The sequence below is a fragment of the Proteus sp. G2618 genome (assembly GCF_009915995.1).
GTDB classification, from domain to species: domain Bacteria; phylum Pseudomonadota; class Gammaproteobacteria; order Enterobacterales; family Enterobacteriaceae; genus Proteus; species Proteus terrae.
This window is the reverse complement of sequence record NZ_JAABNI010000025.1, coordinates 166,944-192,137: the sequence shown is the minus strand read 5'-3', so window position 1 is coordinate 192,137 and position 25,194 is coordinate 166,944. Positions and strand designations below refer to the sequence as shown.

Below are 25,194 nucleotides of genomic sequence, written 5' to 3'. Positions count from 1 at the left end.
TGTGAAAAACCAAAGACATTTGCCAAGATAACAACTTATCTTAACCGACCTCGCGTTAAAACCAGACGCGGATCACCTACACGTAATAAATTTTGGTTAAAGTGACAATGTGTTATCGCAATGGCTAATGCATCAGCAGCATCCGATTGTGGTGCGGCGGATAATTTTAATATTGAACGCACCATATGTTGCACTTGGCTTTTTTCAGCAGCCCCTGTACCCACAACAGTTTGCTTGACTTGGCGAGCAGCATATTCAAAAACAGGTAGGTCATTATTAACTGCCGCAAGTATTGCTACACCGCGCGCTTGCCCAAGTTTGAGAGCAGAGTCAGCATTTTTAGCCATAAACACTTGCTCAACCGCAAACACATCTGGCGAAAACTGAGTAATAATTTCGCTAACACCTGCATAAATACGTTTAAGTCGATTAGGAAGGTCGGGAACTTGTGTGCGAATACAACCGCTTCCCAAATAGATAAGTTGTCGCCCTTGCTGTCGAATTACGCCGTAGCCTGTAACACGCGAGCCGGGGTCTATACCGAGAATGATAGCCATATCAATTCCTGTTGCCGATATGGTCGATGGCGAGAGAAAAGAGCAAAAAATCTGCTCTGCTCTTCTCTTCGCACTTTTAATAACAGCGTTAAACACCGTTATTTTCGATAATCGCTAGAACGATTACAGGATATCTTCCAGTTGTTTTGCAACTTCATCTGAGATATCACCGTTGTGATACACTTCTTGCACATCATCACTGTCTTCTAGCATATCGATAAGACGCATTAATTTTGGTGCAGTTTCAATATCTAATTCTGCTTTAGTCGATGGGATCATTGAAACTTCTGCTGATTCAGCAACAAAACCTGCTGCATCCATCGCATCTTTTACTTCACCAAAAGATTCTGGTGTAGTGTAAACATCAATAGCGCCATCATCAAAAGTTTCAACGTCGTCAGCACCGGCTTCTAACGCAGCTTCCATAACAGCATCTTCATCAACACCCGGTGCGTATGAAATAACACCTTTTTTGGTAAATAGATAAGATACAGAACCATCTGTTCCTAAGTTACCACCTGTTTTGGTAAATGCATGGCGAACATCGGAAACAGTACGGTTACGATTATCACTTAAGCATTCAACCATCACAGCAGTACCTGCTGGGCCATAGCCTTCATAAATGATGGTTTCCATATTATCGTTCTCATCATTACCCACACCACGTGCAATTGCACGGTTTAAGGTATCACGAGTCATGTTGTTCGATAATGCTTTATCAACTGCCGCACGTAAACGCGGGTTAGTTGCAGGATCACCACCACCTAAACGTGCTGCTGTAACTAATTCGCGGATGATTTTAGTGAAAATTTTACCGCGTTTCGCATCTTGTGCTGCTTTACGGTGTTTTGTATTGGCCCATTTACTATGACCTGCCATGAAATATCTCCAAACGTGGTCTAATCATTAAATAACAAATTCTTCAATTGCTTGCTGATTACTGGCGGATTTTGTTAGTTTTGCCGCCAGTGATGCGTCTAGCCATTGGTATTGCGAATGCTCAGTTAGCACAATATCTCGCTCTGCGGGTAGTGCTAATGTAAACCAATGTTCCTGACAATGTGTAACATCTGGTGCATAACGATGCCGAAAATGTGCAAAAATCTCAAAAAGAATTGAGCGATGGCAATCCACCAGCTCAAGATTTTCTTTTATGATATCAATTCCAACTTCTTCTTGCACTTCGCGCAATGCCGTTTGAAAAGGCGTTTCTTCCGCTTCTAAACTGCCGGTCACAGATTGCCAGAAATCAGGATCATCTCGACGCTTCAGCATAAGCACCCGTTTGGTCTCTTTTGCATAAATAACAACTAAAACGGATATCGGGCGCTTATATTTCATCATTTACTCTTTATCTTCGCTAACTTCTTTTTGAGTTACTGCAATTGCTAACTCTTTTAAAGAGTCTTCATTAGCAAAGCTTGGTGCATTAGTCATTAAACACGCAGCGGCAGTTGTTTTAGGGAAAGCAATAACATCACGAATGTTATCAGTACCCGTTAACAACATCACTAAGCGGTCTAAACCAAATGCTAAACCTGCATGTGGTGGAGTACCAAATTTAAGCGCATCTAATAAGAAACCAAATTTCTCTTGTTGTTCATTCGGTGCAATACCTAAAATGCTAAATACTGCTTGTTGCATTTCATTACGGTGAATACGCACTGAACCGCCACCCACTTCATAACCATTAATAACCATATCATAAGCATTTGCCACAGCACCTACTGGGTGAGCAGTCAATTCAGCTGGTGATAAGTCTTTTGGAGAAGTAAATGGATGGTGCATCGCACTTAAGCTACCTGTTTCTTCATCTTCTTCAAACATTGGGAAGTCGATAACCCACAATGGTTTCCATGCATTTAAATCGGTCAACTCAAGATCACGACCCACTTTCAGACGCAGAGCGCCCATCGCATCACTCATTGTGCCTTTACGACCTGCACCAAAGAAAATTAAATCGCCGTCTGTTGCCCCTGTTGTTTCTAAAATTGAGTTAACAACATCGTTAGTCAGGAATTTAGCGATTGGACTTTGTACACCTTCAATGCCTTTCGCGCTTTCGTTGACTTTCATCCACGCAAGGCCTTTAGCACCGTAAATACCAACAAACTGTGTATATTCGTCGATATTTTTACGGGTTAATGATGCGCCACCCGGTACACGCAATGCGATAACACGGCATCTTTCATCATTTGCCGCTTGTGCAAATACACTGAACTCAACATCTTTGACTAAATCAGCGATGTCTTTAAGTTCCATTGGGTTACGTAAATCTGGTTTGTCTGAACCATAACGACGCATTGCTTCAGCAAAAGTCATTACTGGGAACGCACCTAAATCGACATTCAGAATATCTAACCATAATGCATGGATCATGCGCTCCATCACTTCGCGCACTTGGTCCGCACTCATGAAAGAGGTTTCAACATCGATTTGTGTAAATTCAGGCTGACGATCAGCACGTAAGTCTTCATCACGGAAACATTTTACGATTTGATAATAACGATCAAAGCCAGACATCATCAGTAGCTGTTTAAAAAGCTGCGGTGATTGTGGTAATGCGTAGAATTTACCTTTATGTACACGGCTTGGAACTAAATAGTCACGCGCACCTTCTGGTGTCGCTTTTGTCAGCATTGGGGTTTCAACATCAAGGAAACCTTCACCATCCATAAAACGGCGAACAAAGCTTGTGATTTTAGCACGGATTTTTAAGCGATCTGACATTTCAGGGCGACGCAGGTCTAAATAACGATAAGTTAAACGACGCTCTTCAGTATTTGTTTGATTGCTATCTAACGGTAATGGCTCTGAACGGTTAAAAATAGACAGAGATTCTGCCGCTAACTCAATTTCACCTGTTGCCATATTTTTATTAACTTGGCTATCAGGACGAGCGCGTACTGTTCCTGTGACTTGAATACAAAATTCATTACGCAGTTCTGAAGCCTGAGAAAATGCCTCTTTCTGCTCTGGGTCAAAGAAGACTTGAACAATACCTTCGCGATCTCGCATATCAATAAAGATAAGTCCACCTAAGTCACGGCGACGGTTAACCCAACCACAAAGAGTCACTTTTTGGCCCACATGGGCGCTATTCAACTGCCCACAATAATTAGTACGCATACAATATCCTTTTACTCAGCTTGTTGTGCTTTCTGCTGCGGAAATTTTGGCAATAGTCTTTTTCGAGTAGTGTCAAAAAAAAGGCAGACATTATAACGAAAATTCTTCCCGGAGATAAGAGTATAGACCTAGTTTATATGATACATCTTTTCAAGGATTTGCTAATCCCCAAACAATTAATTAATAATAATTATTTATAGCGACAGAAGTCGCTTTGAGGTTTATCATTAAATTTGCCGTTTTTTGGCTTTGGCAATGGAGAAAAGATGGTTAGCTCGCTTTATATCGTACTGGGCGCACTATTATTGATTAAATTGTCCCTCAATGTCGTAAAACTCAGAACACAATATCGGGTTGCTTATGGTGATGGTGGCTTTTATGAATTACAAACTGCCATCCGTGTTCACGGTAATGCGGTAGAATATATTCCAATTTCCATGATCTTATTACTGGTCATGGAAATGAATGGTGCTTTTGTTTGGATGGTACACATCTGTGGCTCAATTTTAATCGTAGGTCGTTTTTTACACTCTTATGGATTAAAACACCGTGAACTTCGCTGGCGTCGTTCAGGCATGGCTGCCACTTACTTATCAATGGCATTGATGGTCATTGCTAATATTTATTTCCTTCCTTGGATACAAATCTTTTCCTTTTATTACTAAGTCCTCGCGGGAATAACATGATCATCCATGATCAAAACCGACATCCTTGCTGTTGTGTCTAATAACGGCAAGGTATCAAAAAGGTTTATTCATTTTTTCCAATTTCTTTCTAAATAATGCAACTTTGTGAGCACCGTCGCTTCTGGTAGAATGCTTGCTTCTTTTATTCCTTAAACCTATTTTAGTTATGTCGAATTCAAAATCATCACAACAAGACAGCTTATTTGCGACACCTATCGCTAATCTTGGTGACTGGCGCTTTGATGAAAAAGTCGCTGAAGTGTTTCCTGATATGATAAAACGCTCAGTACCAGGCTACTCTAATATTATTTCCATGATTGGCATGCTTGCAGGTCGCTTTGTTACACCCAATAGCCAAGTCTATGATTTAGGCTGTTCTTTAGGTGCAGCAACCCTTTCCATGCGTCGTAATATTGATGTTGCTGGTTGCAAAATTATTGGTGTTGATAATTCACCTGCAATGGTAGAACGCTGTCAGCGCCATATTGATGCCTATAAAGCAGATACACCCGTTGATATTATTGAAGGTGATATTCTTGATATCGAGATCAACAACGCCTCAATGGTCGTGCTGAACTTCACTTTGCAATTCTTAGCGCCAAACGATCGTCAAATATTATTAAACCGAATTTACCAAGGTCTTAATCCCGGCGGAGTGTTAGTACTTTCTGAAAAATTCAGTTTTGAAGATAAAGAAATTGGTGAGTTATTGTTTAATATGCACCATGATTTCAAACGTGCTAACGGTTACAGCGAATTAGAAATTAGTCAAAAACGCAGCATGTTAGAAAATGTCATGCTGACCGATTCTGTTGAAACACATAAAACTCGCTTACATAATGCAGGTTTCCCTCATGCGGAAGTTTGGTTCCAATGTTTTAATTTCGGCTCTCTTTTAGCGATTAAAGGCAATAATTAATGATTAATTTTGGCTCGTTTTATCAACTTATTGCGCAAGATGAGCGCTTATTTCATTGGTTAGATACATTACCTGCTCAATTATCAGAATGGCGCTCAAATGCGTTACACGGTCACTTTTCCTCATGGGAAAGAATGCTCGATGGTTTACCTGAGATAACCCCTACTGAGATTGATTTGAAGAATGGCGTAATTGCTCAACATACACCAGCGTTAAGCGCAGGCGAGCAACTGGGATTAAGCAACGTTTTAAAAAATTTAATGCCGTGGCGTAAAGGTCCATTTTCACTTTATGGCGTCGATGTCGATACAGAATGGCGCTCAGATTGGAAATGGGATCGTGTTTTACCCCATCTTTCACCACTTGAAGGCCGTTTAATCTTAGATGTTGGTTGTGGCAGTGGTTATCACATGTGGCGCATGCTAGGTGAAGGCGCAGAATTTGTTGTTGGGATCGACCCTACTCAACTTTTCTTATGTCAATTTGAAGCTGTCAGAAAATTATTAGGTAATGACCAACGCGCACATTTAATTCCTGTTGGTATTGAACAAATGCCAGAATTAAATGCCTTCGATACCGTATTCTCTATGGGGGTACTTTATCATCGCCGCTCACCTCTCGATCATTTATGGCAATTAAAAAACCAATTAGTTTCTGGTGGCGAATTAGTATTAGAAAGCCTCGTTGTTGATGGTGATGAATTCCAATGCCTGATCCCGGGAGAGCGTTATGCTCAAATGCGTAATGTGTACTTTATTCCATCTGCAAAAATGCTGAAAGTTTGGCTAGAAAAATGTGGCTTTAAAGATGTACGCATTGTTGATGAAAACACAACCTCTCTTGATGAACAACGCAAAACAGATTGGATGGTGACGGATTCATTAGATGCATTCTTAGATGCTAATGATAAAACAAAAACAGTTGAAGGTTATCCCGCACCTAAACGGGCGATATTAATTGCAACTAAACCCTAGGCTTTATTTATTTTAAGTGTGTTACAGATAATCATTACAAAAAGGGTATCTTATAGAGATATCCTTTTTTCTATATCAATCTAAATGTTTTAAAATCACTTATTCTAACTTTTCTATTTTGCATCTTCTTAATTGCAATAATTCGCTTTATTGTTCCTTATGGTGGATTAACACCTGAATATTTAGATAAAGTAAATTACTTAAATTTAATCACCTCACATAGTGAATATTTTAATGCACCTCATGTTGGTATGGCGTTAGGAACACTTTTATATACCATTCCCTTTATTTTTCTGACAATTACAATGTTTTCACCTCTTTATAGAAAAATTAAATTTAGTTATAACAGAGAAAAAGCAACACGCGGATCACGACGTTAATCATCTATTGATCTAGGCATGTTTATCGCTATAATGAGCACGCCACATTCCCTATCCTATTTTATTTTTAAGAAGGCACTTCCCTACGATGAATTAAATTCTGCCAGAAAATTTTTTCAAATACCTTTTTGAGTATTTATTTTCTGTTACTGGCAGACAATAATTTATTTCGTCGCATCTAAAAAAGATCACGGCTGTCTGCCACCTATTTTGTTTAGGAGGTATTAATATGACAATAGCCTGTCACTTCTCACAACTTACTATTGAATTTAATCAACAAGCTCTTTTTCCACCATTAACTCGCTCATTGGCTTGTCAGCAAAATGCATTAATCGGTCATAATGGTAAAGGAAAATCTGTACTATTAAGATTATTAGCACAAAAAATATTACCAACATCAGGTCAAGTTAATTGGAATATGCCTTTTGTTCACGTTGATCAATTAACCCGATTACAAGGCGATACACTTGCTCAAGCGTTAGATATTCATGAAATTTATCAAGCATTCCAACGCGTTGATGCAGGTATTGCTACATTAGAAGATATTGAGTTACTCGATGGCAAATGGCAACTTCCGGTTACGTGGCAGAATTTATTAGATTCAGCACAACTCCCAGTCGCATTAGATACCCCTATTGCACATCTAAGTGGTGGAGAGCAAACTCGTTTAGCACTTTGTCGTGCTTTTTTATGCGAGCAGAGCTTTCTGCTCTTAGATGAGCCAGATAATCATCTTGATTATCAAGGACAACAATGGCTAATAAAACAATTAGCCCAGCACAAAGCTGGCTCTCTTATTGTTAGTCACAGTCGAAACTTGCTCTCATATGCAGACACTATTCTTGAATTAAGTGAGAAAGGTTTATCTGAATATGGAGGAAATTATACTTTATATGAGGCACAAAAAAGTACAGAAATAGCATCATTGGAAGCCGCAAGTGAACGACTAAACAGCCAAATTAAAAATGAAAAACGCCAACAACAAGCCACATTGCAAAAAGCGGCACAACGGAAACGACAAGGCGAATCAATTAGGCAAAGTGGCTCTCAATGTTTACTTTTATTGGATATGCAGACAAATCGGGCTGAACAGAGACAATCAGCGGTTGCAAAGCGTCATCAGCGCGTAATTGATGATATGCAATCTCAAAAACAAGGTGTCGATGAGGAAAAATCACATGTTCATCAACAAAAAATAGTATTGAATTATCAAAGTGATGGTCACCGTTTAAATGTATTTGTTGATAATCTTCAACTTCCCTATGGTTATCAGCACCCTATTTCATTTTCAGCTTACGGTAATGAACATTGGCATATTAAGGGTAAGAATGGGTGTGGAAAATCAACATTATTAAAATGTTTGATCAAACAAATTGCACCACTTTCTGGTGAGTTTCGTCTAAACAAAGACTATTGCTATCTCGATCAACACCTTGCTTTACTTGATAAAACATTGCCTGTTGCACAAGCACTACATCAATATCAGCCCGCCATTTCTATCGAGCAATGGCGGACACGTCTTGGAATGTTGAGAATTAGAGGTGATAAATCTTTACTACCGCTTGAAAAGCTAAGTGGTGGCGAGCAATTAAAAGCAACGTTATTGGCTTTAACACATAGTCCAAAACCACCTGCGGTATTATTACTTGATGAGCCAGATAATCACCTTGATATCGAGTCCAAACAACTATTGGAAAATTTGCTCGTTGAATATCAGGGTACATTATTACTAGTTTCGCATGATGAAGCTTTTGTGGAACGCTGTGGTATTACACATACGTTGTTATTAGACGAGATTATATAAAAAACTGCGCCATAAAGGCGCAGTTCTAAAATCTTTAATTTGTGCTAATTAAGATGCTAATGGCGCATGAATACTCATAATATCCTTCATCGCTCCAACCGTATCTTCATCCACACAGTAATGCGTAAATTCATCCACTTCACTGTCTGAGCTCATTGTTACACCAGCTTTACGATAAATCATAGTTGAAGGTGCCACTTTTCCTGCTGAACTGTGTATTTCTTTTAATCCCATATCTAGGAATTTTTGGATATTACTAAGTCTTACACCAGCCCCCGCCATAATTATAGGACCTTGTGTTTTTTCATTTAACGTTCGTAATAACGGCAAACCTAATTCCGCGTTTGCCTGTTGTCCTGACGTTAGAATACGAGAAACACCTAGTTGAGTCAGTTGTTCTAGCGCTAACAATGGATTAATACACATATCAAAAGCGCGATGAAAAGTAATAGCTAATGGGCCTGCAAGCTCCATTAAAATTTCCATTTTAGGCAAATCAATATGCCCTTCTTCATTTAAAAGGCCAACAACTGCCCCTGAAAACCCCATATCACGGATCAAACTAATATCATTTTTCATTGCTGAAAAATCAGCTTGTGTATAACAAAAATCGCCACCACGAGGGCGAATAATAGGATGAACGGGAATACGAACCAGATCTCTGACTTGTCGTAGCATTCCAAAACTTGGCGTAATACCACCTTCTGCCGGACTCGTGCACAGTTCTATTCTGTCTGCACCTGCTCGTTCTGCTACCAACGCACATTCAGCGCCAAAACAACAAATCTCCAACGTAGCCATATCATCCCTCTCCATCCTTAATATAAAGAAAGTAATCAGAAAATAAATATCATTTCTTAGCGATTACTAACAATAGTTGTCGAATCTCGTTATTCATTCAATTCCGCCATCAGAATTTTGTGCTGACACAAGCAAACTATTTTCTGAAAGTGTCGCTCAACACTCACTTTCTACGATTTCAAGTAACGAATAAGGATGATACTTCACCGTGACTTTTCCATTAGAAATAGCCACGGTTGGATTAGGTAAACGCTCTTTCTCACCTTTAGGTTCACTGATTTTTAAGCTAACACTCTCAGGTAGCGTTTGAGGTAAAAATGACATAACTTTATTCACTAAATCATCGGGTTCAACAGAGATCACTTGCTCAATATGCTCCCAACCTTGGTATTCATATTTTTTGTTTGTGGGAAAAGGTAACTCAACGATTGAAACTGATTGATTTAAAATAGTTAATGGTATTTCTAATTGAAATAGATATATTGGCCGCCCATTAATCACATTATCAGAAATACACTTTCCACACTGGCTTAACCCTGCTCGCCACTGCTCTGCTAATGTTAAATCGTGACAACGTAACGATACATGATCCGTGAGATAGAGTGATAAATCTATACCCAGAGTATCGGCAAATAATGTCATATTTTCTTCAAACAAAGAAAGCTCGTGAGTTAAATCATTTAATTGAGGAATTGAAGAAAATAACACCATTTTGAATAACCTTAATGAAAAAACAGAGAAAAAACCTTAAAGATAAGGCCGAGATGGTAGCATGTTCTAGCCGGAATATGTTATAAATTCAAGGTTAATCCTAATTCTTTATAAGAAACCTGTCAGACTTTTGTCGTCAGGTTTTATTTTCTCAATAATTTAAGGTAACCCGGTGAATATTCAGGCTTTTCTTTCAGAAAAAATCAGTGTGGCAATGTGTGCTGCTGGTGCACCCGCTGATAGCGAACCTCTTGTCCGTCAGTCAGCCAAAGTACAATTTGGTGACTATCAGGCAAATGGTGTCATGGGAGCTGCAAAAAAAATGGGGATCCCACCCCGACAACTCGCAGAAAAGATCCTAGAAAAGCTCGATATTACAGATGTTGCAGATAAAGTTGAGATCGCAGGCCCGGGTTTTATCAATATCTTTTTATCTCCACAGTGGGTTGCAATGCAAGCTGAATACGCGTTAGCAGATGAACATCTAAACGTAACACCCGTTGAGCCTCAAACTATTGTTATCGACTATTCATCTCCGAACGTTGCAAAACAGATGCATGTTGGCCACTTACGCTCAACCATTATTGGTGATGCAAGTGCGCGTACTTTATCTTTCCTAGGTCATAATGTTGTTCGTGCCAATCACCTTGGTGATTGGGGTACGCAATTTGGTATGTTAATTGCGTATTTGGAGAAAAAACAAAATGAAAATGCCGCTGATATGGCATTATCTGATCTTGAAGAGTTCTATCGTGAAGCGAAAAAACACTATGATGAAGATGAAGTGTTCGCAGAGCGTGCCCGTAATTATGTTGTGAAATTACAAAGTGGTGATGAATACTGTCGTACAATGTGGCGTAAATTAGTTGATATCACTATGCAACAAAACCAAGTAACTTATCAACGCCTTAACGTCACATTAACCGAAGATGACATTATGGGGGAAAGTCTTTATAACCCAATGTTAGCGGGTATTGTTGCTGATTTAAAAGCAAAAGGCCTTGCAGTAGAAAGTGAAGGTGCAACGGTTGTTTTCCTTGATGAATATAAAAACAAGGAAGGTGAACCTATGGGTGTTATCGTTCAGAAAAAAGACGGTGGCTACCTATATACAACAACTGATATCGCTTGTGCAAAATACCGTCACGAAACATTACACGCTGATCGCGTACTTTATTATATTGACTCTCGTCAGCACCAGCATTTAATGCAAGCTTGGACGATTGTTCGTAAAGCAGGCTACATCCCTGATTCAATGTCACTTGAACACCATATGTTCGGTATGATGTTAGGCAAAGATGGTCGCCCATTTAAAACTCGTTCTGGTGGCACTATTCGTTTAACCGATTTACTTGATGAAGCTCAAGAAAGAGCGCGTACATTAATCGCTGAAAAAAATCCAGATATGGATAAAGACGAGTTAAATAATGTTGCTCGCGTTGTGGGTATCGGCGCTGTTAAATACGCTGACTTGTCAAAAAACCGTACAACAGATTACATCTTTGATTGGGATCTGATGTTAAGTTTTGAAGGTAACACAGCACCTTATATGCAATATGCTTATACTCGTGTTGCTTCAATCTTCAAACGTGCAGAAATTGATGAAAATGCGTTAACACAACCTATCGCACTAACACAATCTCATGAGAAACAGCTTGCATTACGTTTAGTCCAGTTTGATGAAACCATTATGCAAGTTTCCCGTGAAGGAACACCTCACGTTATGTGTGCTTATCTTTATGATCTTGCACAAACCTTCTCTGGCTTTTATGAAAACTGCCCTATCTTATCTGCTGAAGATGAAAACACTCGTCAAAGCCGTTTAAAACTGGCTCGTTTAACCGCGAGAACCTTAAAACAAGGTTTAGATACTTTAGGCATTGAAACCGTAGATAGAATGTAATTCATCTCTGTTTTCAAATAACAGCGATAAAAAAACCGATGGCAATTCACCATCGGTTTTTTTATTTATCAGTTCTAAATTATTTAGCCAATATAACTTATAAAAAATTTGCTCAATCAAACTTCCAATACGACTGAATAATTAATCTTCGTTAGCCGTAATAACATCCTGGCACAATAATCCTGAAATATCTTTGCTCTCAATCCAACCATCAACGCTATCAATAGGTTTATCGGGGCTGTATAAGCGCTGGTCAACATCTTTAGCTGTAAAGCTAACTTTCTCATTTGTTTTATCAAAAACGCCCACACAATTCACTGGAGTTAGTCTTGAAGTTTTAATTTTTCCATCAGCAGTACAACCTGCAAGAAACAATGTAGCTAAAGATACAGAAAGGATAAGTGCTTTTTTCATAGTAACTCCTTGACACTCTTTTATTTTTATTTTTACTAACAATCGTTAGTCGATTATTTAGTAGTCATTAAACTAGAAACTAAACATGCCTTGTAACTGACTTGAGTATAACGAATAAATGGAAAAATATTTGAGTTATTGAGCTATTAATGAAAAAACAAGAAACATTGAGAAGGAATAGAAAAGAGAGGGAAAAACAGAAAACAACGGCGGACAAATGAAAGCAATAATTAGTGTACCATACTGAATTCTCAGTAATCTAATTATCTATTAAAAATAGATTTAGCATTAATTTCATTATTCACACGACTTATTGTTTACTGCTTATCCCCAGCAATCGTGTTACCTATTCGAAGCGCAGACAAAATAGATATGATCACTTTCAGTAGTACTGAACGATAACAAGCAAATAACTTTACAGTCACGGTTAATCTACCTGAATAAAGAAATAATAATATGTCTTAAATCAAAAAAATCAAATATTTTAAAATATACTGCAATATTTTGAAATATTTGCAATATCTCATCATTAAGTAAGAAATATTTAACAGATGTGTCAATTTTTAAACCCATACAACACAAGAGAGTTTATCTAAAAAAAGATAATTCGTCAAACCATAAGTGCTTAGAATATAGTGTCTATTTTTTTACTTTATGTAGAATCCCATTACTAGTAAACAAATTGTCTAAAGATATTCGATATGATTAATGTTTAGATAAATTTATTAATAACCATTAAAAAGTGTGTTCCAATGCCTAAAAACTGTATAAATCATTTAAAAATTGGGAAAAAAATTTAATAAAAAAAAGAGCAAGAAAAATATTTTTTGCTTCTTTTTTTCTTTTTAAGAGTCACTGAATTCGCGTAACTAAATGCTAGAAGTGTGATCAATGTGGCATTATAAATAGTCTAAAAATAGAGAAAAATTCTAGATGGGGAGAGTTGTGTTGATAAAAACATTGTTAATTTTGCAACTCCTCGCGTTTATACAAAAAGCGAGGAGTCTCTGTTTTCAGTTATAACGCACGTAGTGAGAAATGACGAGGCCTAAAACCTAATACATACAGCGCAACAAAATAACTCCCTGCTCCGACGACTACAACCAACAACAAGCGTAATATACGCATTGGCATACTGCCAATATCCCAACTTGGCATGACCCACAACATTCCAACTAATACAGCACCCATTACGGCAAGTGCAATAACAAGTTTCAATAAGAACACTGGCCAACCGGCTAAAGGCTGATAGATATCTTTCTTACGGATTTGCCAAAACAACATAGAAGCATTGAAACAAGCCGCAATACCAATTGAAAGAGCAAGGCCCACATGTTTTAAGCTACCAATAAATGCAAGGTTCATTAATTGTGTGAGGATCAATGTGGCAATCGCAATTTTTACGGGTGTTTTAATATCCTGACGAGAATAAAAACCTGGCGCTAAGATTTTTATGATAATCAGCCCCATTAGTCCAACACAGTAAGCAATTAGCGCTTGTTGTGTCATTAATGCATCATGAGCGTTAAAATTACCATACTGGAATAAAGATGCAGTTAAGGGCCCTGATAGTACCGCTAAACCAATAGTACAAGGCAGTGCTAATAAAAAGCACAGTCTTAACCCCCAATCCATCAGTTTTCTATATTCTTCAGTATTGCCACTGGCAAAGCTCTTAGATAATGAAGGAAGTAAGATTGTACCTAATGCAACCCCTAATACCCCTGTCGGTAACTCCATCAAGCGGTCTGCGTAATACATCCAGGAAACAGAACCAGAAACTAAAAAGGAAGCAAAAATAGTATTGATAATCAATGATATTTGGCTAACTGAAACACCTAAAATAGCAGGCCCCATCAATTTCATTACACGCCAAACACCGCTATTTCTAAATGAGACGCGCGGTAAAACAAGCATACCGATTTTTTTCAAATGTGGTAATTGATACCCAAGTTGTAATATTCCTCCCGCAACAACAGCCCACGCTAAGGCCATAATAGGAGGATTGCAATATGGGGCGACCACTAAAGCAAAAAAAATCATGCTGACATTGAGGAGCGTCGGTGCAAAAGCTGGTACTGAAAACCGATTCCAAGTATTTAAAATAGAGCCCGTCAATGAAGCTAATGAAATAAGAAAAATATAAGGAAAAGTGATCCGTAATAGATCAGTCGTTAATTGAAATTTATCAGGTGAACTACTAAAACCCGGTGCTGTAACATAAATTACCCAAGGCGCAGCAATAATACCAATCACAGTGACCACGGCTAAAATAAGCGTCAGCATACCCGAAACATAAGCAATAAAAGTTCGCGTTGCTTCCTCACCTTGCTGATTTTTATATTCTGCCAGAATTGGAACAAATGCTTGAGAAAATGCTCCTTCTGCAAAAATACGACGTAATAAGTTTGGCAATTTAAAAGCAACAAAAAAGGCATCAGTTGCCATACCTGCACCAAAAATACGCGCAATAATTGCATCACGAATAAATCCTAGTACCCGTGAAAATAAGGTCATAGAACTCACTGCAGCGAGTGATTTAAGTAAATTCATAAAGTTATTCTAATTTTTGTTGAATGGAATAAAAAGAAAGGGACTATACTCCGTCTCTAACATCGAAAAATCAATCTTCAATTAGCTAAGAATACACTGTCTCTGTTTATCTACGACTAACCAAAGCGATTAAAAAATAGCAACTTATGGCTTTGTGAGCATTTTTCTCAACATCACTTCCAGCATAGTTTTGTTCTCTCTTTCATTAAATTCAGGATCAATAATATTTCTTCTCATTGAACCATCTGCGATAACTAACAGCCATGTTGCAATTTTTTCTGGCTCAAGTGTTGAGTCTATCAGCCCTCTTTTAATACCGTTTTTCAGCATTGCAATCAAACGCTGTTTGTTGTTTCTTTCATTTTCAATAAAAATCTCGTGAATGCTCGCATTACGTGAAGCCTCAGCAAAAATTTCAATGCTAATACGTGCATATTCCGGTTGATTATAGAGCTCTATAATTTCCTTCATTAAATCGATAATTGCCTGAATACACCCTTCTTCAGCTTCATAGCGACAAAAAATATCGTCAAATAGCTGTGCATCTTCTAATACTATCGCTTCAATAATCGAATTTTTATTCGGAAAATAATGAAATACATTTCCTGGGCTCATACCGGCTTCACGACAGATTTCTGCTGTTGATGTGGAGTGAAAACCTTTTACAGCAAAGCAACGTATTGCAGCATCAATAATATGCTTCATTTTCACTTTTTGTTTTTCAGTAACAGTCTTGTTCATAACATTAAAAATCTCTGGACAAAATAAATTAGACTGATTAGCCTACAAAAAACTAGACCAAACAGTCTAAAAAGTTAACCCTATTATTGCAGAGTAACGATATCATGCAATTACTTAATGAACACTATCAGCTTCGTGTTGCAGAGACTTCAGATATTCCTGAAATTATTCAATTATTTGCACACGCATTTCGTTTTTTAATTAAATGCTTTTAATATTGATAGCACTAATCCTAATCAGCGTCAGCAATTAGAAGCTATTTGGAATTCATTAGCCTGTAAAAAAATAGCCAACAATTTGTTGTCACTAATAATGGAAAAATTATCGCAACATTTTGTTTAGTAATAAAAGAAAACGACTTTATTGCAAATCCCTTTATTAAAACACCATCCTTAGATTATTGGCGTTTTGGTATTATTCATCATATTAAGCAAAAGATTTTCTTTATTTGATTATACGCCAAATAAAAATGAAGTTTACTTGGCACATATTGCCGTATTATCACCATATCAAAAACACGGTATTGCCCACGCTATACTTGAGTGGATAACCTAATATAGTAAAGATGTTCTGAAAAAAGCGTATTTATCACTTTATGTCGATACTCATTATGAAGGTGCGCTTGATTTGTATCGAAAGAATAGATTTTATATTGAAAAAGAAGAGTCCTCACGCTTAACACAGTCTATTTTCCATATTCAGCATTGGTACTATATGTTAAAAAAAAACGGATCAGATGACTTATTAAATATTACGGTTATCATTAAAAAAGAGGCTAAAAGCACTGACGTAACGACGTTTTTAATATAATTATAAACAGTGCTTTCCTTCCATAATGACCAATATTAACGTTTAAAATAAGCTCGCGTTGTTAATGCAGTCAGTACGTGATCTCGCCACTCTTGATTAATTTGCAGATAGTTTTTGGCATATCCTTCACGTTCAAAACCATGTTTAGCTAATAAGTTTCCACTACGTAAATTATGGGGCATATAATTCGCCATAATACGATGCATTCCCTGCTGCCGTTGCATATAACGAAGTGTTTCCGTTAAAGCTTCAGACATATAACCTTGGCCTTGCCATTTTTCACCGACTGAATAGCCTAAAAAACAGGCATTAAAAGCACCACGCATAACATTGCTATAATTAGCGACACCAATAATTTCATCTTCTTTTTGTGTCAACAGCAGAAAATGAAAAGCACTTTCTTGCCGGTGTAATTCATTCATATATTGTAAACGGTGTTCCCAACCAGAGGGTATATAATGTGTTTTATCTCTTACAGGTTCCCACGGAATTAAAAAACGACGATTTAATGTATAATAATCAGCCAATCTTTCAGCATCTCGCTCGTATGCCAAACGAATGACTATTCTTTGTGTTTCAAAACGAATTTTAGGAATTCCGCCACGATAACCAAACATTACGATCTCATTATCCTTTGATATAAATAAGTCTAATTCTGAAGCAACTCTTCTTATTCTGCCACTAACCTTAATAAAAAAATATCATCTTTAATTTACTAGGAATTATGCACATTTAGAGACAGAATAGTCGAAGAAATAAATTATTTCATTCCCCCCTTATCTTATTTAAATTATTTACTTATTGATGGTGAGTAATGGCGCTGGTAACACAAGCCCGTACTTTGGGTAAATACTTCCTCCTAGTTGACAATATGTTAGTTGTCCTAGGTTTTTTCGTTGTTTTTCCGCTTATTTCTATTCGTTTCGTCGAACAATTAGGTTGGGCTGGTGTTATTGTCGGTTTTGCTTTAGGGCTTAGACAATTAGTACAACAAGGCCTTGGCATTTTTGGTGGCGCCATTGCAGACCGTTTTGGTGCAAAACCAATGATAATAACAGGCATGTTATTACGAGCTTTAGGTTTTGCTTTAATGGCAATGGCAGATCAACCCTGGATACTTTGGTTATCTTGCATTTTATCCGCATTAGGTGGAACTTTATTTGATCCACCTCGCACAGCGCTGGTTATAAAATTAACCCGCCCTTATGAACGCGGTCGTTTTTATTCTTTATTATTAATGCAAGATAGTGCAGGTGCCGTTATTGGTGCACTCATTGGTAGTTGGCTATTACAGTATGATTTTCATTTAGTGTGCTGGGTTGGTGCGGGTGTTTTTGTTATCGCAGCCTTATTTAATGCTTGGTTATTACCTGCTTATCGTATCTCAACAACCCGAACACCAATTAAAGAGGGGCTAAAACGAGTATTCCTTGATAAGCGCTTTGTCAGCTATGTCTTAACACTGACAGGTTATTTTGTATTATCTGTTCAAGTTATGTTGATGTTTCCTATTATCGTCAATGATATTGCGGGTACACCAACGGCAGTAAAATGGATGTATGCCATCGAAGCTCTACTTTCGTTAACGTTGCTTTATCCTATTGCTCGCTGGAGTGAGAAACGTTTCAAATTAGAACAGCGTTTAATGGCTGGCTTATTTTTAATGAGCATCAGCATGTTCCCTGTTGGTATGATCCATTCATTACAAAGTATCTTCTTTATTATTGGCCTGTTTTATCTTGGTACTATTACAGCAGAGCCTGCACGCGAAACATTAAGTGCATCACTTGCTGACCCTCGCGCTCGTGGTAGTTATATGGGTTTTAGCCGCTTAGGCTTGGCATTTGGGGGAGCTATTGGATATACAGGTGGCGGATGGATGTATGATTTAGGTAATCAATTCGATATGCCTGAATTACCTTGGTTCTTACTAGGAACTGTAGGTTTAATAACACTTTATGCGTTACATCGCCAATTTAATCGTAAAAAAATAGAAACAGCCATGCTTACTCCCTAGAGATCAGGTAAACTCTTAGTTATCAATGATCAAGGAGTGTTTATGAAAGCAATTTTTCTAACCAGTATATTAGTATTAACAAGCTTAATCACAGGGTGTGAACAGCTCAAGCAATTTGATGTGAGTGAAAACCTCATCAATGACTATATCAGTCAAAAGATAAATCTTCAGAAACATATTGGTGAAGATGAGGTTGTATCTGCTGATATTAAATTAAGCAATCTTTCTATTCAAATTGGTCGTACTGAGCCAGGTAAAATAAGTCTTTCTGGTACAACTGATCTGATAATTAATTCATTCTTTGGTAAGACAAGCGCTAAAGTTGAGCTTACGTTATCAGGCCAACCTTTTTATCAAGCTGATAAAGGGGCGATATACATAAAATCAATGACTATTGATAGTTACAAAGTCTCTCCAGAAAAAATGGATGCAGTAGTTGTGGCACTAAAACCTTATTTAGATACAACTATTACGACTTACTTTGATAACCACCCTGTTTATGTTCTTAACCCAGAAAAAAACAGTGCTGAAGCTGCCGCGTTTAAACTGGCTAAAGGAATTGAAGTTAAACCGGGTAAATTCGTCATCCAACTCTAATAGTTACGCGAGTTGATTAAAAATATTTATCGTCATTAATGAGAAAGGCAAACCCAATGGTTTGCCTTTTTTATGAATAAAAAAATACTTTTACAAAGAAATATTTATATTACTCAGCTTACATATTTTCTGTCTCATCACTCTCTTCATCATCAGAGAGTTCTTCACGTAATGCTGATAATGCACCACGGGTAATACCTGCTAGTGTACGATAAAAGCCACTTGTTGCATGAGCTTCAACCTTACCTAAAAATGCGCCAGCCCAAGGTAGCAGATATTCATCAAATAATTGTATTTGAGCTAATACTTCATCTTCCGCTGAATTATCTTCAAGCCATGAAGCAGCAAGTAATAAAGCACCAAAGCTGTCTGTTGCATTATCAGTAACAGGCATACCCCTTGTGACTAAAAATTGACGAATATCGTCTTCTTTGATCTTTTCATAATCATGGGCATAAACAGATACAGCTGGCGCTTCGCCACCAAAAAGGGATTGATAATCAGCTTCAACAATATCCAAATCTTTAACACTGCTTTTTAATGTATTAAAGAGCTCATCTTGCTCTAATGGCCATAGCTGACTAAGTTTCCCCTCACCAATCATTGTAATAATTGGTGATAAAATAGGATCTTTAGGGTCACGTTGAAATAATGTGCCTAAAAGTCGGCAAACTATTGAGAATTCATTCATTGTATTTTTATCCTAAAAAGTTTCGCGTTATTGTGCTTTTACTGGTAAGAAAATCAACGTTTTTCGTCATTTCTCATCTATTGTTAATATTAATTTTACTATCTTTAACCGCTTAAAACAGAAAAAGCGCGCTCTTATTATTAAGTCTTTACTTAATATAAGAAACGCGCCTAATCCCATGCTACTTATCTTCTAAAGCAGTTTTATAATAAAATATTAAAAACAACTTTATGACAACAGCATTTTATTGCATTTTTTAACTAGCTATATCGAGAAAATTATCTCTTACACCATTCACACGAAACCATCCTGCAATACTTATTCTCTCTTTATTAGTAGGAAGTACTTCATGAGGGAACTGTTCTGAAAGGAAAACAACTAAACGCCCACCTTTAGGAGCCATTGTTGCAAGTTTATTATCGTCCAAATCATAAATAACTAACTCGCCGCCATCTTCTTTTTTCCAATCCTCATTAAGATACAATACAGTCGTTAATCGCCGAGTTACATTTTCTTTAAACGCATCCAGATGTTTTTTATAAAAAGCGCCTTTTTCATAACAAGCAAAATGTGCTTCATATTCAAAAAGGCCAAGAAAAAACTCACGATTTACAGCACGTTGAATAGACTCCATTTGCATTAAATAATGCTGAACAGGTATTCCCATTTCTGGTTCTAACCAACTGATTTTATCACTGCGTATCGCCGTCTCTGCCTGCCGATTTTCGTGACGCCCAATACGAGCTTGTTGTGCGTTGTCACCAAAACAAGCTCGTAGTTGTTGAACAGCCTCAGGTGTAAGGAAATCATCCCATACACACCATCCTTTCTCTGCTATTTGCTCAAGAAGTTCTGCTATATTCATTAAGTATATTGTCTTATTAACATGGGAAACTACTTTATATCACCAAATTAAGTAAAACTACAATTTAATAAACTTATCTTTTCGATAACCTCATTTTATTAGTGAGAAACTCCATATAACCAGAAAGTTATAGTATTTACAATATATTACGCTTTTAAAATATACGGGGATCTTTTAAAAACATAGCGTTATCAGCTAATATCATTATTTTTATTCAAAGTTATATAAGATAAATCAATATTTAACTAAAAATAATATTTTGCCGATATGCTTTTTAATTTTTTAGAATTATCATCAATATTAGCTTCACCATCAATATTAGCTTCACCATCAATATTAGCTTCACCATCAATATTAATTTCGCCATTAATATCAATTTTATTATTAATATCAATTTCATCATTAATATCAATTTCATCATTAATATCAATTTCATCACTAACATTAATTTTATCATCAATATTATTATAGCGATGGAATACAATTTCACCTTTTACTTGGCGATAGATAATTCCTTCTTTATTCTCTAGCTCTAGAAGTACTAATGGTATTGATTTTATTTTATCCGATACTTCACTGATAGACATTATATCTATATCATCTAATTTATATTCCATTTTACTCAACTCATTCTTACAATCGTTAAATAATTTATCTAGCTCATCCTTAATATTTTTTAATGAGAAACTTTCATTTCCTTTTATATTTTCCATCATTTCAGCAAATTTATCTCTAGTGTTTTTATAAATATCCTCACTTCTTTCGTTCAGTTTATATTTAAAAACAGAATAAGGTTTAAATTTCTCATTCATATTACTTTTTTCTTGTGAAGATAAAATTTTCTTTTTCCCTTCTAAATCCAATAAAATTTTTTGTAATTTATGTTCTCTAACACTTAAACCTTCTAAATATTTAGGATCATCATCATTAAAAAAAGGATCTTTAACTATTTTATCTGCAAATTTTTTATTTGGTAATACTGTTAGATAAATGCTATCAATTTTTTTATGTTCTGATTAAGATTAAGAGTTGTAGGATGCTTATCAAACAAGTTATTTATTTTCAAAATCCTCCTATATATTTCTTTTAAACCTTTTTTTTGCTCTTCAAATTCTTGTTGAGCTTTTAGCTTTTTACTATTAAAAATATTTATTTTAAATAAACTATTAATTTTTTTTGAATCATAATTTCAATGTTTTTCATTGTTGCAAGTGGATACCACTGAACCTCATGAGTAGAACGTGTTCTTGATGGTGAAAATTTTAAATCCCTATAGACATCAAAGAGCATTTCAAATAATTTTAAATCAATTACTTTGTCTTTTTCACTTAATTTTATTTTTCCATAATCAAAAAATTTATTAATATTAATGTTTAATTTTAATAATGATGCAATCACATTTATTCCTACTGCATTTCTCGGTATTGCGACTTCAGTTTCATTATTGAGCTCTAAATTCACTTCTGACATTAGCAAATAGTCCCAAAGAAATATTCTCGTTATTATTCAATGTGGTATTATCCTTCAATTGATTTAAACTAAAATCTAAACCTTTATCAATAAACTCAACAACATCATCCAAGTCAATTTCAAATGAAAAATTAGATTTTTTATTATGGTTTAAATCAAGATATATACTCGCCGTTAATGGTGAATTAAAACCATAATCTATACTATTATTTTGCCATCTTCTTTTATAACTACCAATACCTGCAGATAAGCCAGCAGATATATTTTCCTCTTTTTTGTTTATAAACGAAAATTTCACCCTATTATTTTCACTTTTTGAAAATGTTATTGAATGTGTTTTTGAATAATTTGCTAATAAAAATAAATTAGCTTTAACTTGGGGAATTAAACTAAATGCATCTATACCAAAAAACGCACGAATGCCATTAAAATGTGTAATAGTGATACTATCTTTTTCTTTTAGATCTTTAACTATAGAATAAACAACTTCTCCTTGAGTTTTTCCATTATTGATTCCTTTAACATATCTGTTTAACACCGCATAATGTAACTTTTTATTTTCTTTAGCACTATGTGAAGCTTTATATTTGTTATTACATGGTGATGTTGAAGTATTTGTGAGCCCTTTTATATTAGAAAGAAATCCTCTAAAACCGGGATCAATACTTTTAGCAATGTCTGATGCCATTTTTTTATATTCTTTTTGTATTCGCTGTTGTTTAGCTTTGGCTAAATGTATTCTTACATTATCAATTATGGATGAAAAAAAATGGAACATGACGACTACTGAAATGACTAGGACTTTGAGAAGAAAATGGTTGTCCTGAATGATAATTATTATAATTATTTTCCCCAACTAATGAATGAAATGATAATGGTGGTTTATCTTTTAGATCTTTAATTTTATACATATAATTCTCGGTTGAAGATATGAAAGAAGAATCCATATAAAACATTTTTGTTCTATTTTCCTCACTTATTTTGACTTGAATTTCATTACTTATGGGTTTAATTGATTTTATTTTTTTATTTTCACTTAATTTTAAATCAAGTTGATGCTCATTATTCCTTGCATCCACTACATCTGCAGATAAACTCGCTGGTAAATTAGAAACAAAAACTTTTCCATCTTCCAACCTCATTGTAAAATTCAAATCTTTCCTATTAAGTTTTAATATATTTTCTTCTTGTTGCCACACCATGTTATCCATACTAGATAAGCAATGCTCTTCAGTATACTTTGGTATGTATTCTTCATATTCAATATAAATGCTCTCTGAGCAATCATCTAATTTATCTTCATTTAAATTATAATCACATTCAATTTTATTAAACTTTATTTTGTATAATTTATTATTCGTCTCTTTATTTTCATCAACATGTTCATCTATTCGTTTAATTCCAATTTTTAGTTTCTTTTTTATCACCATAAATTCCCGAAAGAACAAGATTGGCCATAATTACTTTATTAGTCATTTACCACCTCAAAAATTAAAATTTGAGGTAATATTCAATAAGATAATCTGCAAGAGATATCTATTTGCAGTCAGATTTTTATTACATTATATAAATAATGGAAAAAATGATTTTTTTGAAATTCAGAATAAAAAAAAAGGCAATATACTAAAATTTATCGCCTTTTTTCTAAATTTTCTAAAATTAGAATATAAATAGAATAAACTTAATAACCATTTTTCATATCTACCACACCAAAAGGAGTTTCTCCTTTCTCAATTCGTTGGATATTTTCAACAATCGTATCCATCGCAATATTAGGAATTGTAAAAGCAGCAATATGTGGCGTAATTGAAACACGAGGATGTGTCCAAAAGGGGTGCATTCCCGCTAATGGCTCTTGAGCAAAAACATCCAAAGTGGCATCAGCAATATGCCCTTGATCTATCGCTTCTAATAAATCTTGATCAACTAAATGCGCACCTCGTGCTAAATTAATCAAATAAGAAGAAGGTTTAAGTTGCTCAAAGAGTGAAAAATTCAAAATACCATGTGTTTCTGGCGTATAAGGTAATAAGTTAATTAGCAAATTACACTCTTTGAGAAAATCATTGAGTTGTTCTTTACCATAAAAGCTTTCAACATTTTTAATTTGTTTTTCACTGCGACTCCAGCAACGCACTTTAAAACCAAGTTCAGCAAGTTTAGTCGCAACACTCCCACCTAAAGCACCAGCCCCTAAAACACCAATAACAAAATCATCATAAGAATGTGCAGGAAGTTGTTTCCATAAACGTTGTGATTGTTGGCGTTTATAATCATCCATTCGACGAAAGTAATACATCACTTTAGCAATCGCATATTCTTGCATTTGAAGCCCCATCCCGGTGTCTTCTAAACGCATAACAGGAACACCTGTTGGTAATGTACCCGGCTTTTGTTGTTCTTGTTTTAAAATAGCATCGACCCCTGCTCCTAAGGCAAAAATACCTTTAAGGTGATTGCGACTGGCTAGCATTTCATAAGGAGGAAGCCAAACCATAGCGTAATCTGCAGGTTGATTATCGCCAGGTTCCCAAATGCGTATATTGGCATTCGGTAAACGCGCCTTCATACCATTGATCCATGTTTCTGCGTCAAAAAAAGGATGATAATAAATAATATTCATTTTGCCTTCCTCCAGCATTTTTATCATAGGGTGCGAGGGTTACGTTCTGATTTCAAGTCTCTTTGAATAAGTTGTTAATAAAAATGTTGAGAATGTTAACCAGTTAACGAAATTCTTAATTCTCTGTTCAGTACAACAATCCATATTAGTATTGCTTTACTGCATAATTTGCCTAGCATTTGTGCATATTGTTTTTTATTTGACTGCTTGATACAAAAGTTAAAGGAAAAATGCATTTAGCTGTTGACGCCTATGATCCTTTTCCATATAGTAGCGCCCCGTTGAGAGATGTTAAGTACATATCCAACGACAATACGGTGAGATGTCCGAGAGGCTGAAGGAGCACGCCTGGAAAGTGTGTATACGGCAACGTATCGAGGGTTCGAATCCCTCTCTCACCGCCATATTCTAAGATAGAGCCTAGTTTTTCAGCTAGGCTCTATTTTTTTGTCCGAAATTATCTACACTTTTAGTCTCGTTTTCTCTTCACTGACTTGTTTATATCCAGCAACTTTTCATTTTTTGATGATATTATTGTTAGTATACAAC

The 25,194-nt window shown here is 35.9% G+C and carries 25 protein-coding genes and 1 tRNA gene; 9 read left to right on the top strand and 17 right to left on the bottom strand.

The annotated features are described in order from the left end of the window. Positions 1-35: 35 nt before the first annotated feature. A complete protein-coding gene (gene ruvC / locus GWJ01_RS15780) occupies positions 36-557 on the bottom strand; it encodes a crossover junction endodeoxyribonuclease RuvC (protein WP_006536599.1) in 522 nt (173 codons plus the stop codon). On the opposite strand from ruvC, the gene GWJ01_RS18950 reads away from it, so the two are divergent. Continuing rightward, entirely contained in the window at positions 547-675 is a 129-nt protein-coding gene (locus GWJ01_RS18950) for a hypothetical protein (RefSeq protein WP_261245050.1), read from the top strand. The genes ruvC and GWJ01_RS18950 overlap by 11 nt on opposite strands. A gap of 5 nt (positions 676-680) precedes the next feature. Here the strand turns inward: GWJ01_RS18950 and GWJ01_RS15775 are convergent, their stop codons facing one another. Genes GWJ01_RS15775 through aspS form a run of 3 tightly spaced genes read right to left on the bottom strand, consistent with a single transcriptional unit; the run spans position 681 to position 3,686 of the window. Then, the gene (locus GWJ01_RS15775) at positions 681-1,436 is read right to left on the bottom strand and encodes a YebC/PmpR family DNA-binding transcriptional regulator (protein WP_023582074.1); all 756 of its coding nucleotides are present in this window, start codon (positions 1,434-1,436) and stop codon (positions 681-683) included. A gap of 27 nt (positions 1,437-1,463) precedes the next feature. After that, positions 1,464-1,898, bottom strand: coding sequence for a dihydroneopterin triphosphate diphosphatase (nudB, locus tag GWJ01_RS15770; protein ID WP_161711281.1), 435 nt, complete (start codon positions 1,896-1,898; stop codon positions 1,464-1,466). A gap of 3 nt (positions 1,899-1,901) precedes the next feature. Next, entirely contained in the window at positions 1,902-3,686 is a 1,785-nt protein-coding gene (gene aspS, locus GWJ01_RS15765) for an aspartate--tRNA ligase (RefSeq protein ID WP_161711280.1), read from the bottom strand. 266 nt (positions 3,687-3,952) lie between these two features. Here aspS and GWJ01_RS15760 point away from each other — a divergent pair, with 266 nt between their 5' ends. From GWJ01_RS15760 to GWJ01_RS15745, 4 genes are all read left to right on the top strand, one after another. Continuing rightward, positions 3,953-4,351, top strand: a complete 399-nt coding sequence (locus GWJ01_RS15760; protein ID WP_075671057.1) for an MAPEG family protein — start codon at positions 3,953-3,955, stop codon at positions 4,349-4,351. A 187-nt stretch (positions 4,352-4,538) separates the two neighbouring features. Beyond that, positions 4,539-5,291: a carboxy-S-adenosyl-L-methionine synthase CmoA gene (gene cmoA, locus GWJ01_RS15755; RefSeq protein WP_075671144.1), complete on the top strand. Its 753-nt coding sequence runs from the start codon at positions 4,539-4,541 to the stop codon at positions 5,289-5,291. After that, positions 5,291-6,265, top strand: coding sequence for a tRNA 5-methoxyuridine(34)/uridine 5-oxyacetic acid(34) synthase CmoB (cmoB, locus tag GWJ01_RS15750; RefSeq protein ID WP_109393839.1), 975 nt, complete (start codon positions 5,291-5,293; stop codon positions 6,263-6,265). Before cmoA ends, cmoB begins: the two co-directional genes overlap by 1 nt. Before the next feature lie 609 nt (positions 6,266-6,874). Further along, positions 6,875-8,449, top strand: coding sequence for an ATP-binding cassette domain-containing protein (locus GWJ01_RS15745; RefSeq protein WP_109402356.1), 1,575 nt, complete (start codon positions 6,875-6,877; stop codon positions 8,447-8,449). A gap of 48 nt (positions 8,450-8,497) precedes the next feature. Here GWJ01_RS15745 and cutC read toward each other — a convergent pair whose 3' ends face one another. Both cutC and GWJ01_RS15735 read right to left on the bottom strand, forming a co-directional pair. Continuing rightward, positions 8,498-9,250, bottom strand: a complete 753-nt coding sequence (gene cutC / locus GWJ01_RS15740; RefSeq protein WP_109402357.1) for a copper homeostasis protein CutC — start codon at positions 9,248-9,250, stop codon at positions 8,498-8,500. Positions 9,251-9,406: 156 nt separating this feature from the next. After that, positions 9,407-9,961 carry a VOC family protein gene (locus GWJ01_RS15735; RefSeq protein WP_109402358.1) on the bottom strand — a complete coding sequence of 185 codons (555 nt, stop codon included), beginning with the start codon at positions 9,959-9,961 and terminating at the stop codon, positions 9,407-9,409. A 172-nt stretch (positions 9,962-10,133) separates the two neighbouring features. Between GWJ01_RS15735 and argS the strand changes: the two genes are divergently transcribed. After that, positions 10,134-11,864, top strand: a complete 1,731-nt coding sequence (gene argS / locus GWJ01_RS15730; RefSeq protein ID WP_109393843.1) for an arginine--tRNA ligase — start codon at positions 10,134-10,136, stop codon at positions 11,862-11,864. Positions 11,865-12,005: 141 nt separating this feature from the next. Here argS and GWJ01_RS15725 read toward each other — a convergent pair whose 3' ends face one another. The 4 genes from GWJ01_RS15725 to rimJ all read right to left on the bottom strand — a co-directional run bounded on the left by GWJ01_RS15725 (position 12,006) and on the right by rimJ (position 16,999). After that, positions 12,006-12,278: a hypothetical protein gene (locus GWJ01_RS15725; protein ID WP_109393844.1), complete on the bottom strand. Its 273-nt coding sequence runs from the start codon at positions 12,276-12,278 to the stop codon at positions 12,006-12,008. Positions 12,279-13,295: 1,017 nt separating this feature from the next. Continuing rightward, a complete protein-coding gene (gene murJ, locus GWJ01_RS15720) occupies positions 13,296-14,831 on the bottom strand; it encodes a murein biosynthesis integral membrane protein MurJ (RefSeq protein ID WP_109402359.1) in 1,536 nt (511 codons plus the stop codon). Positions 14,832-14,975: 144 nt separating this feature from the next. Beyond that, positions 14,976-15,572, bottom strand: a complete 597-nt coding sequence (locus GWJ01_RS15715) for a TetR/AcrR family transcriptional regulator (protein ID WP_109402360.1) — start codon at positions 15,570-15,572, stop codon at positions 14,976-14,978. An 845-nt stretch (positions 15,573-16,417) separates the two neighbouring features. Then, positions 16,418-16,999, bottom strand: a complete 582-nt coding sequence (gene rimJ / locus GWJ01_RS15710) for a ribosomal protein S5-alanine N-acetyltransferase (RefSeq protein ID WP_109402361.1) — start codon at positions 16,997-16,999, stop codon at positions 16,418-16,420. A 197-nt stretch (positions 17,000-17,196) separates the two neighbouring features. Between rimJ and mdtH the strand changes: the two genes are divergently transcribed. Together mdtH and GWJ01_RS15700 are read left to right on the top strand one after the other, a co-directional pair. Then, on the top strand, positions 17,197-18,399 hold the full coding sequence (gene mdtH, locus GWJ01_RS15705; RefSeq protein WP_109393848.1) for a multidrug efflux MFS transporter MdtH: 1,203 nt from the start codon (positions 17,197-17,199) through the stop codon (positions 18,397-18,399). A 42-nt stretch (positions 18,400-18,441) separates the two neighbouring features. Continuing rightward, a complete protein-coding gene (locus GWJ01_RS15700) occupies positions 18,442-18,996 on the top strand; it encodes a lipoprotein (RefSeq protein ID WP_109393849.1) in 555 nt (184 codons plus the stop codon). 118 nt (positions 18,997-19,114) lie between these two features. On the opposite strand, the gene GWJ01_RS15695 is transcribed toward GWJ01_RS15700, so the two are convergent. The 7 genes from GWJ01_RS15695 to ghrA form a co-directional block, all read right to left on the bottom strand. Continuing rightward, positions 19,115-19,687 (bottom strand): TorD/DmsD family molecular chaperone, encoded by a 573-nt coding sequence (locus GWJ01_RS15695; protein WP_109402362.1) that lies wholly within the window; start codon positions 19,685-19,687, stop codon positions 19,115-19,117. Between the two features lie 256 nt (positions 19,688-19,943). Beyond that, positions 19,944-20,552, bottom strand: coding sequence for a 2OG-Fe(II) oxygenase (locus GWJ01_RS15690; RefSeq protein ID WP_109402363.1), 609 nt, complete (start codon positions 20,550-20,552; stop codon positions 19,944-19,946). A 245-nt stretch (positions 20,553-20,797) separates the two neighbouring features. After that, positions 20,798-21,364 (bottom strand): hypothetical protein, encoded by a 567-nt coding sequence (locus tag GWJ01_RS15685; RefSeq protein WP_161711279.1) that lies wholly within the window; start codon positions 21,362-21,364, stop codon positions 20,798-20,800. Between the two features lie 337 nt (positions 21,365-21,701). After that, positions 21,702-22,022 carry a hypothetical protein gene (locus GWJ01_RS15680; RefSeq protein ID WP_161711278.1) on the bottom strand — a complete coding sequence of 107 codons (321 nt, stop codon included), beginning with the start codon at positions 22,020-22,022 and terminating at the stop codon, positions 21,702-21,704. After that, positions 21,994-22,800 carry a hypothetical protein gene (locus GWJ01_RS15675; RefSeq protein ID WP_161711277.1) on the bottom strand — a complete coding sequence of 269 codons (807 nt, stop codon included), beginning with the start codon at positions 22,798-22,800 and terminating at the stop codon, positions 21,994-21,996. The genes GWJ01_RS15680 and GWJ01_RS15675 overlap by 29 nt, the downstream gene beginning before the upstream one ends. Then, on the bottom strand, positions 22,772-23,449 hold the full coding sequence (locus tag GWJ01_RS15670) for a hypothetical protein (RefSeq protein WP_161711276.1): 678 nt from the start codon (positions 23,447-23,449) through the stop codon (positions 22,772-22,774). Before GWJ01_RS15670 ends, GWJ01_RS15675 begins: the two co-directional genes overlap by 29 nt. 254 nt (positions 23,450-23,703) lie before the next feature. Continuing rightward, positions 23,704-24,645, bottom strand: coding sequence for a glyoxylate/hydroxypyruvate reductase GhrA (gene ghrA / locus GWJ01_RS15665; protein ID WP_109393852.1), 942 nt, complete (start codon positions 24,643-24,645; stop codon positions 23,704-23,706). A gap of 316 nt (positions 24,646-24,961) precedes the next feature. On the opposite strand from ghrA, the gene GWJ01_RS15660 reads away from it, so the two are divergent. Continuing rightward, a tRNA-Ser gene (locus GWJ01_RS15660) sits at positions 24,962-25,049 on the top strand. Positions 25,050-25,194 lie beyond the last annotated feature (145 nt).